The organism is Veillonella sp. (assembly GCF_015058545.1).
Classification (GTDB): domain Bacteria; phylum Bacillota; class Negativicutes; order Veillonellales; family Veillonellaceae; genus Veillonella_A.
Window position 1 is genome coordinate 1 of the sequence record NZ_SVCB01000090.1, and the last position, 9,916, is coordinate 9,916.

A 9,916-nucleotide genomic window follows, 5' to 3' on the forward strand; every position below is an offset into this window, starting at 1 on the left:
ACATTGAACCTCCTAAGTTGAAATGTTGTGGTTGCCAGACCAACTTCATTGTACCATTAGGAGGTTCTTTCCTTTTCTATAAGAGTTTTTTACCGACCCCCAGTTTAACTGGGGGTTTAGTCATGCCTATTCGGCGTACAATTAAACAGTGCCAATTATACTTTCAATAATTGGCACTGATACTCACTAACTATAAAAATTTTAGATTTGTTCCAACAAGTTAACCATTTCAATAGCGCCCATAGCACAATCGAAACCTTTATTGCCCGCTTTTGTACCGGCACGTTCGATGGCCTGTTCGATATTTTCAGTCGTAAGTACACCGAACATTACCGGTACACCTGTTTCAAGACTGATATGAGCGATACCTTTGGACACTTCGCTGCAAACATAATCATAGTGAGTCGTGGATCCGCGAATTACGGCACCAACACAGATAATAGCGTCATATTTTCCGCTAAGAGCTGCTTTTTTGGCAACAACCGGGATTTCAAAAGCGCCCGGCACCCAAATAGTATTAATATTTTCTTCCGCTACATCGTGACGCAAGAGAGCATCCATAGCGCCGCCGATTAATTTTGAAGTAATGAATTCGTTAAAACGAGAACCGATAATAGCAAAGCGTTTACCTGTGCCTAATAATTTACCTTCTGTAACCATCATAATAGCCTCCTAATAGTCTAAGTGATTGTTTTAAAATAAAACTTCAACTTCTTCTAACTTATAATAATTGGCTCATCTTAATTATAACAAATGACCCATTTTTTCTTTTTTAGTCTGTAAATAACCGGCGTTGATGTTGTTGGCCTTTACAATAACAGGAACACGTTTATTCACTTTAATGCCCCAATGTTCCAAGCTGGTTTTCTTGAGCGGATTATTGGTAATCAGATTTACGCTCTTAATGCCTAAGAAACGAATAATCTGAGCCGCCAAGGAGTATTCGCGCATATCAGGTGGGAAACCTAATTCCACATTCGCTTCCACCGTATCGAGGCCTTTTTCCTGTAAAGCATACGCTTTAATCTTATTGGTAAGGCCGATGCCGCGACCTTCCTGGCGCATGTACACAACCACGCCCTTACCTTCTTTTTCAATAGTGCGTAACGCGTTGTGAAGCTGTTCGCCGCAATCGCAACGTTTGGAGCCGAACACATCACCGGTAAGACATTCGGAGTGAACGCGAACGAGTACGTTTTCAAGGTCTTTCACATCACCTTTAACAATGGCTAAATGTTCTTTGTGATCCAAGTAGTTTTTGAAAACGAAAATCTTGAAATCCCCGAATTCAGTCGGTAAATTGGATTCAGCTGCCAAGGTAATAATTGGCTCATGCAACTTACGATATTCAATGAGTTCTGCTACGGATGCAATTTTTAAATCGTGTTTTTCCGCAAATGCCAATAAATCATCGAGACGAGCCATATTACCGTCATCTTTGGTGATTTCGCAGATTACGGATGCTTCCTTAAGGCCTGCCAAACGGCATAAATCGATAGATGCTTCCGTATGGCCCTGACGAACCAACACGCCCCCTTCTTTATACTGCAATGGGAACACATGGCCCGGGCGACGGAAGTCTTCCGGACGAGCTTTGCCGTCAATTAAAGCTCGGATTGTTAAGGCACGTTCGTATGGTGAAACGCCGGTTGTAGTATCCATATGGTCAACACTTACGGTAAAAGCCGTTTCGTGATTATCCGTATTTTTCGTAACCATCTGGCCGATTTCGAGGGCGTCCAAATCTTCTTTTTTCATCGGCGTACAAACAATACCACGCGCTTCTTTCACCATGAAATTGACATTTTCCATAGTGGCAAATTCAGCAGCAACCATGAGATCGCCTTCGTTTTCACGTTTCTCATCGTCCACGATAATTACCGGTTTGCCAACCTTAATATCTTCTAAAACTTCTTCAATGGTGTTCAATGTTTTTGCCATACTAGCATCTCCTTAAAACATGAATTGTAAATCTATAAAAATAAACTGTTATGAGTTTGATGTTGCTTGTTAATTATGTATTGTTCTTCTCAGATAAAGCCTTTGCTCATGAGCCAGTCTTTTGAAAAACTCTTGTTAGACCCTTTACCTGTTTCTTCGGTACCTCGCTTACTCGCCGGCACCGCAGTGTCAGCATCCTTATCTAAGGCAATGAAATGACGAATGTAACGGCCCGCAATATCCGTTTCCAGATTTACCATGGTGCCCACCGTGGCGTTTGCCAAAATCGTGTTGGCAATGGTGTGCGGGATAATAGAGATTTCAAAATACGTACTCTCTCGTTTGAAAACGGTAAGACTCGCACCGTCAACGGCGATAGAGCCTTTGTAGATAATATAATCCAGCACATCCGGCGTTGTTTCAATGGTGAAAACCACCGAATTATCCAGTTTACGGATTTGACGAATGCGACCCTGCCCGTCTACGTGACCGGCCACCATATGACCGCCGAAGCGACTGTTCACCGCCATGGCCCGTTCCAGATTAACCGGTTGACCGGATGTGAATTTAGCAAAGGTCGTCATATTCACCGATTCCGGCATGAGGTCGGCTACAAACTGTTTACCCGCAAAAGAGGTAACGGTAAGACAGACGCCGTTGACCGCAATGGAATCGCCGATGTGCATGTCGGAAAAAATCACGTCACCGGCGATGGTGAGTTTCATGGCCTGCGCGTTACGCTGAGCGCTGACAACATGGCCCACTTCTTCAATGATCCCCGTGAACATAGGCACCGCTCCTTCCTGCCAAATACGATTCAATACGAATGTTATTATCTAAAATCGTCACCGATTCAAAAATCAAATTGACGCCGTCCGTCAACTGATCGATACCTTGACCGCTGATAGCCCCTAAAGCGGTTTGACCACCGATAATCGTGTTACCAATGTAAGTAACAATTTTGTCAAACGCTTTAGCTTCTACAAAGGAAGCTATGACCTGACTGCCACCTTCGACGAGTACGGACGTATAACCGAGTTCAGCGATTTTTGTTAAAATTTCTTCAATCGGCAGCTGTTTATTCGAGTCTTGTTGAGACGCTTTATTATCAATGACGACAACCTGCGCGCCCACCGCTTCCAGTTCGGCAATTCGCTTTGCCTCACATTGAGGACTTACAAATATATATACCTTACGGTTGGCTTGTTTAAAAATGTTAGCCCCTATCGGGGTTCGCCCTAAGCTATCAAGAATGATAACATCCGGTTGATGCACGGCTCGGCCTGTATCTTCAGCCGGCTGCCAACGACAGTTAAGACTTGGATTATCGCTTAACACCGTACCGATACCCGTTAAAATTGCGTCGTGAAGGGTCCGTAATATATGACCGTCCTTGCGCGCCGTCTCATTCGTAATCCACTGAGAGTGACCGGTGCGCGTAGCAATCTTACCATCCAAAGACATGGCCGATTTCAAAGTCACAAAGGGCTTGCCCGTTTTTATAAACGTCAGAAACCCTTCCACCAGCTTGGCACATTCCTTTTCCAAAATGCCGGTAGTCACTTCAATCCCCGCATCGCGAATCATCTGAATACCTTTACCCGCCACCAGCGGATTCGGATCGATTAAACCAACCACAACGCGTTTAATACCCGCTTCGATAACTCGTTTCGCACAAGGCGGTGTTTTGCCGTAATGGGCACAAGGCTCCAGCGTTACATAAAGGGTCGCCCCCTTGGCGTTTTCACCGGCCGCCTTTAGAGCATGTACCTCGGCATGAGCCTCGCCGGCTTTTTGATGATAGCCTTCGCCGATGATTTCGCCATTTTTCACAACAACGGCGCCCACCATAGGATTGGGATGAGTAAAGCCGGTCGCTCGTTTCGCCAACATCAACGCCCGCTGCATGTACTGCTCATCCGTGCTGTATTCAGTTGTTAGCGTATTCCCCGTATATTGTTCATCTCTCATATTATGAACTCAACTCCTAACAAAAAAGGGACCATAGTATCTATAGTCCCTGAGTCATTTACGTTATATATCGTTTAATGTTTAATGGCAGCTGAAAGTCTATCGATTATCGCTAATCAATCAAAGCAACCGCTTAAAAGAAATACCTTGAATCCTAACAGCTTAATTAAAACGCAAACGTATAGCGTGTCTTTTCCCATCCAGACTATACTGTCGGTCTCGGAATCGCACCGAGTCAACCCATTTCAGAGCTTGCGGACTATGACCGCCGGTCAGGAATTGGAATATTTCATTCCGCACCTTGCCTCAAAGACTATCTATATATAATTATTTAAGATGACTCAACCAAATGTAATTAGTATTAAATCGAGCATCTTTTCTGTAGTTGATTATACTATCATTTAGCTGATAGTGCAAGAGGTTTGCACACAGCTTATTTTACTTGTGTTCTTCAGGTTGTTTTTAGTTTTAATCGAACGAATTTCCAATTGACCGTATTGATTAATAAAACCACTGCCGTAAGTGAGTGTCAAAAAGTACAGACCCCAGCGCAATGAGGCCAAGTTGACGGCTAAACTCTTTAAAACGCGGGCTGATTTTTCTTTGTGAGGTTGTGAAAAAACACATCCCGTCCCCCCTTGCTGTGGCTGAGTAGTGACATTTTGGGATACAGTATCCGCCGCTCTTTCTTTTGAAAAAGCATTCAAAAAGGCAGATTCAAAGGCGTAAAAAGATTGATGCACCGCTTCAATTTCACGGCGTATATAAGAGCGTGGTATCTTTTTAGAAACTTCAATGAAACGTACCATGTTCTTCAAACGCGTCACTATATCGTATAGCTCCATGATACTGCATAATAAAACTTGAAACGGCGGCGTTAATTCTTTATAGCCGAAATTGACTAACGCTAAATTAATATCGTGTATGATGCGGCGAAAGCCCTTGATATAAATACGGCCGTAATTAAAATCAGGCCTCTCCTTAGACTTGCAGGTCATTTCTTGATTACTAAGCCTGGTAACACCGATTAAATCAGCCATGGAACGGGACGCTAACATAGAGTAACGCTTCTGCGTAAGGCACGCATAACGCTGCTCGGAATGCACTAAATGACACATTTTGGACATAATGATGTGGGCATCCTCAACATAAACAGCGTATTGTTCGCGATCCCAAGGCAACTCGGGATTCATGGCCAGCATATAACCGTCGTTGAACAGCGCCACAATTTTATTCGCATGACGCCGTGAAAAAATATTCAGCTTCAAATACTCCACCAAAAGCATATACCCTTCATTAAAAGGCTTCATTATCGCCTCTATGGGTGCGGTATCAAGCAAGGCCTCCTGCAAGAGCTCCTCCAAGATACCCAGAAAGAAATTAAGATATTGCGGAATTATAAAATCTTTACCGGCATCTATACAATACGTTCGTTCAATCAAAGCATACGTGTCATTTTCCGCCATATATACAACACTCCCCTATACACATAAATCCCCGCGGTCAATTAATTTAAATTTGGAAGATCCTTATAACGCAGTAATATACCGTTTTACCACTAAATGCCACTAAAATCTGTCAACTGTGGTCACTTTTGTCAAAATACTATGCCAACTCATTCTAAATCAGCAGCTTCATTTACATTTAGCTGAAATTATATTTAGATGCATTTAATCCTTACGTTATTACGCTTTGCCAATGTTTTACCAATGGACTTGCCTGCCCCAAACTCTAAGCTCTCCATAGTCGATATATTTTTTATTAAAAATATCATACTAATATCATCATTTTTCAGTCAGAATAAATTTGTAATCATGAAAATATCTGACATATTACCGACATGCTCTACTCTATACCTTGGCACACAATAAATCAAGATTCAAAAGTGGTAAACTTTTTCGAGTTTTCCCTGGATTTGATTGAAAACCGGCGCTTGACTATACTAAGACTCGTGATTGCAATTCACTTATCAACCAATAAATTTTGCACCAGCAGAACGATTCAGTTTGCAATAGCAGAATAACTCAGTTCATACAGCAGAATAACTTAATTCGCCACAGCAGAACAAATCATTTTGCAACAGCAGACTCAAAATTTAAATTGAAACATCCTCGAGGAAATCCCTAATTAAACGTATAAGGAAAAGAGGTTTTTACTATGACTCCCAATGTAGCATGGAGCGATAACCAATTAATGGCCACTGTTAACGCGGCTCAGCAAAATAATCAGACTGCGCTTAGAGCGCTATGCCTGAAATATGAAGGACTTATCCATAAGTATGCCCATGTAAGCGCCGTGCAATGTGAAGGCAATGATATGGAAAGCTTACTGTGGGAAGTGTTCATTAGGGCCGTCAAAGAATACGACATTAACGGTGATGTTCCCTTCTCCGGTTTTGTCAAAAGTCGCATAAAATACGGTCAATACAATGCCTTTCGAAAACTTCGTAAACAATGGCAACGAGAAACCTTCATCATGGATAAAACCACCGACGGCGAAGACAGTACAATGACCTTTGAAGATATTTTGAAGCCTTCAGACAGCGCCGAAACAATTGCCTTAGGCAATACAAATAAAAAAGCCGTGACGCGAGTCTTTAAACGACTCATGCCACAGCAACAGCAATTGCTCTACAACTATTATGTTGAGGACATTCCATTAGCTCGTATAGCTAAAAACTACGGAGTGAGCCGCCAGGCCATGCAACAACATAAAAATCGAGCCCTGGCAGCCTTAACAGTGTTTTTTAATGAAGAGCTGAATAAAAAACAATGAGAAACAACAAATTCTTATGAATACCAATAAAATATTATGAATACTAACAAATAACAATAAAAAGATATAAGTATGATACTAAGGAGCTACAAAAGATACTATGAAAATGAATCAGTTAAATAAACACTACGGAATTGATGTAAGCGAACATAACGGTATTGTTAACTGGCAAGAAGTACGTGATGCGGGGATTGAATTTGCCATCATACGACTTGGCTACGGTCGCGGTCATTTGGACAGTCAATTTTATCGCAATGTAAACGGGGCCTTGAATGCAGGCCTAAGCATCGGCGTATACTATTACTCCTACGCTCAAAACTGCAACGATGCCATCGAAGAAGCCGTGTTCGTTACTCACATATTAAACGACTGTGGCCTATTTCCAAAGCGATTAGCCATGGGCCTTTGGTACGATATGGAAGAAGCCCCCTATTGGGACACCCAGCAAATCACCAATCGCTGCAGTGCTTTTATAAATGCAGCTTGGCAAGCCGGCTACGCCTATGCCGGCGTCTATGCTAATTTAGATTGGTGGACCAATCACATCGACGGTACTCAGCTCATGTGCCCTAAATGGTGCGCCCAGTATAATACCACCTGCGATCTGCCGTCCGCCCATATGTGGCAGTATACCGATTCATTGAGGATTGGTGAAAAGATGTTTGACGGGGATGTGTTGTGGTCGTAAAGTAATTCAATTGAAGTTATAGAGGCTTAATTTAAAGAATAATATTGTTTTAAAGGAGAACCGGCGGTGTAATACCATTGCCGGTTTTTATTTTCCGTATTCTTTCAACTTTTCCTCGAGAACATATTTTCGAAATAATCTTTAATTATGAACAACAAAGGAGTATACTAATAATCAAGAGCCGTTATAGTATGACTAGGTCATCTCCGTTAAGGAGGTGAGATCATGAGTGTATTCGAAGCGTTATCTTTAATGATAGCTTTTGCTACATTAGTGGTCTTGATTCTTAAATGAAAAATGACCTAAATCGCTAAAAGTAACGACTAGGCCATTTCTCATTTTACCTATTTCACTGGAGATGAGCCTAGCGTTGCTACACACTATGACGGCTCGTCTTATATATATCTTAACGCATTAACATATAAGCGTCAAGTCAAGCAACTACTGACTAAGCTAAGAGATTTAACTTACTCTTTTCTGCCCTATCTCAACATTAGTAGTAGGAAATTTTTACCAAATATAATGTATCAATATATGGAGCCCAATCTTGATGCAAACGATTAATAGCATCATAAAGTTGACAACAATGCCGGCAACGGATTTTAACACATAGAACTTACCGCCGGGTTGGTCCCAGATATCGGATACGTTGCCGCAATTGTAACATTCCGTTATCTTCTTTTCATCATAAAAACCGGCAATGTCCTTTTTCAGATACACTAATTGCAGCATTGTAAAACAACTTACAATATAGAATTCCAGTGCATAAATTATCGGCTGAACTATGGTTGGTGGCAAGTCACGATAACCGGTCTCATAATAAATTACCGTACCATAGCATAAAATCATCACACCTAAAAAGAACCAACGCATTTTGATAAATGTATCCCAATATGTCTGTATGGAATCTCTTATTACTGTTAAGATACCAAGCCATAAAAGTGCAACTATTAAGATTGGCAGTGAATAGTAAGGCGGCGTATATAAAAACGAACCTAAAATCGGTATACTGCCCAAACAAAGTAAAATATTTACGAAAAAACGAGCTTTTTGAGTCTCGGCGCGATTACGAAACAGCATCCAAACCGTATTCAAAACCCAGGCCCCGATGACAACAATAAAAGCGTCAAACATGGGCATACCTACACCAACTACTTTATGGAATATGGCAGCCATCGGCAGCAGCAAAACAAAGAAAAATGACAGAAACATAAATATTTTTGACTCGGACCGGTCAATAAACCGCTCTTTTAATGGCTTGTTGTCATTTAGGAAAAATAAATACTTAATACGTTCCATACTTTCTACCCCCTACTTTACCTCACTCAAAAGAATTAGTGTATCAATACTGTTACGGATTTTGAGGATTCACGTCGCAGTGCCATGAGCGACTTTTGAGCATATAAAATCACCCCTACATCCGGGTACATCGTTAATATAACATAGTACCCGGACATAGGGGTGGCGGAGTGAAATAAAGTTTACTATTTACTAATCATTTTTACCGGTTGATTAAACCCATCAAGCATAGACTTTGTTTGATTATAAATCAGTTGTGAAGCAAACTCTACTTGCCCTTTATTATTAACAATATTAGTATTTAAAACTGTGCTAATAGCTTTTGCTAAAGCGACCACTACACTTAACAGCTCTAACGTCTCTTTTGAATAGGTATTAGGATCTAAGCCTTCGCGTTCTATGGCAGCGCGCATATTTTTTACTCGAGGCCAGAATTTAGAGTTCAATTGTCCCAATAGTTTGCAAAATAAATCAGCTTGCGCTGCAATTGCTGTACAGTTGCTAGCTTTTACTTGAAGTTGTTCTATTTTTTTGGTGGTTATTTTTCATATTGCAATGCATTACACTCTTTTGTACGGGCCTTTGTTTCAGCAATTTTTCCGGCAATCGCCAAGCAAGGTCCTAAGAATGCGCCACCTATTAATGTTGCTGTACTGGTTAATAATCCACCGGCCGCAACAGCTGAAGTAGGCATGACTATTAATCCACTACCTACAGTAGCTGCTCCACCGGCTCCGGCAATGGAAGTTGCAGAAAATGTTGTTACTGCACTATATGCACCAAAAGCAGTTAAGGCCCCGCCTACAGTACCTTTTGCCAGAGCAGTCGCATTATCAATTAATGAAATATCGTGTTCAATAGCACCTATCATTTCGTCAACTGTATTCATATTTTCAAAACCTTTCAGCTCCTTTAATTGAACACGTTGAATCAAACTAAATGCTTGAACAAATTGTCTGAGTGAATTGTCATAAATTTGTTGTTTCATTCGCCCCAATTCTTGTAAGCTGTTTTCAGCTCGCTCTACCTTCATTTGTAACTTTTCATGAGCAATTCTATTGGCTTCATCAGTTCTTTTAATAATTTCATCTGCAGCTTTATGCGTAACTGCTGCCAGTTTTCCGGTTCTATAATTTATTTTGGGGCGCTAAAGAGAAACGCTAGTTGCGTGTCCTCTTGGCGCCTACTTTTTTTTGCACAAAAAAAGATATATTGAATAAAATCCGATACAATAAAGGTGCT

At 41.2% G+C, this 9,916-nt stretch carries 11 protein-coding genes and 1 riboswitch; of the genes, 3 read left to right on the plus strand and 8 right to left on the minus strand.

The annotated features are described in order from the left end of the window. Positions 1-201: 201 nt before the first annotated feature. From ribE (E7204_RS06095) to E7204_RS06115, 5 genes are all read right to left on the minus strand, one after another. Positions 202-663: a 6,7-dimethyl-8-ribityllumazine synthase gene (ribE, locus tag E7204_RS06095; protein ID WP_295182807.1), complete on the minus strand. Its 462-nt coding sequence runs from the start codon at positions 661-663 to the stop codon at positions 202-204. An 81-nt stretch (positions 664-744) separates the two neighbouring features. After that, on the minus strand, positions 745-1,941 hold the full coding sequence (locus E7204_RS06100) for a bifunctional 3,4-dihydroxy-2-butanone-4-phosphate synthase/GTP cyclohydrolase II (protein ID WP_295182809.1): 1,197 nt from the start codon (positions 1,939-1,941) through the stop codon (positions 745-747). 89 nt (positions 1,942-2,030) lie between these two features. After that, the gene (gene ribE / locus E7204_RS06105) at positions 2,031-2,729 is read right to left on the minus strand and encodes a riboflavin synthase (RefSeq protein WP_295182811.1); all 699 of its coding nucleotides are present in this window, start codon (positions 2,727-2,729) and stop codon (positions 2,031-2,033) included. Next, positions 2,710-3,912, minus strand: a complete 1,203-nt coding sequence (gene ribD, locus E7204_RS06110) for a bifunctional diaminohydroxyphosphoribosylaminopyrimidine deaminase/5-amino-6-(5-phosphoribosylamino)uracil reductase RibD (RefSeq protein ID WP_295182813.1) — start codon at positions 3,910-3,912, stop codon at positions 2,710-2,712. The genes ribE (E7204_RS06105) and ribD overlap by 20 nt, the downstream gene beginning before the upstream one ends. A gap of 184 nt (positions 3,913-4,096) precedes the next feature. After that, positions 4,097-4,230, minus strand: a riboswitch (FMN riboswitch). Between the two features lie 83 nt (positions 4,231-4,313). Then, positions 4,314-5,378, minus strand: coding sequence for a hypothetical protein (locus tag E7204_RS06115; protein WP_295182814.1), 1,065 nt, complete (start codon positions 5,376-5,378; stop codon positions 4,314-4,316). Between the two features lie 691 nt (positions 5,379-6,069). On the opposite strand from E7204_RS06115, the gene E7204_RS06120 reads away from it, so the two are divergent. From E7204_RS06120 to E7204_RS09620, 3 genes are all read left to right on the plus strand, one after another. Then, positions 6,070-6,687, plus strand: a complete 618-nt coding sequence (locus tag E7204_RS06120) for a sigma-70 family RNA polymerase sigma factor (protein ID WP_295182815.1) — start codon at positions 6,070-6,072, stop codon at positions 6,685-6,687. Between the two features lie 100 nt (positions 6,688-6,787). Continuing rightward, positions 6,788-7,375 carry a GH25 family lysozyme gene (locus tag E7204_RS06125; protein WP_295182817.1) on the plus strand — a complete coding sequence of 196 codons (588 nt, stop codon included), beginning with the start codon at positions 6,788-6,790 and terminating at the stop codon, positions 7,373-7,375. Positions 7,376-7,600: 225 nt separating this feature from the next. Further along, on the plus strand, positions 7,601-7,669 hold the full coding sequence (locus tag E7204_RS09620; RefSeq protein WP_226974403.1) for a putative holin-like toxin: 69 nt from the start codon (positions 7,601-7,603) through the stop codon (positions 7,667-7,669). 216 nt (positions 7,670-7,885) lie between these two features. Here E7204_RS09620 and E7204_RS06130 read toward each other — a convergent pair whose 3' ends face one another. From E7204_RS06130 to E7204_RS06140, 3 genes are all read right to left on the minus strand, one after another. Further along, the gene (locus tag E7204_RS06130; RefSeq protein WP_295182818.1) at positions 7,886-8,587 is read right to left on the minus strand and encodes a hypothetical protein; all 702 of its coding nucleotides are present in this window, start codon (positions 8,585-8,587) and stop codon (positions 7,886-7,888) included. Positions 8,588-8,859: 272 nt separating this feature from the next. Then, positions 8,860-9,129 (minus strand): hypothetical protein, encoded by a 270-nt coding sequence (locus tag E7204_RS06135; protein WP_295182820.1) that lies wholly within the window; start codon positions 9,127-9,129, stop codon positions 8,860-8,862. Between the two features lie 83 nt (positions 9,130-9,212). Beyond that, the gene (locus E7204_RS06140; RefSeq protein ID WP_295182822.1) at positions 9,213-9,707 is read right to left on the minus strand and encodes a hypothetical protein; all 495 of its coding nucleotides are present in this window, start codon (positions 9,705-9,707) and stop codon (positions 9,213-9,215) included. Positions 9,708-9,916: the final 209 nt, after the last annotated feature.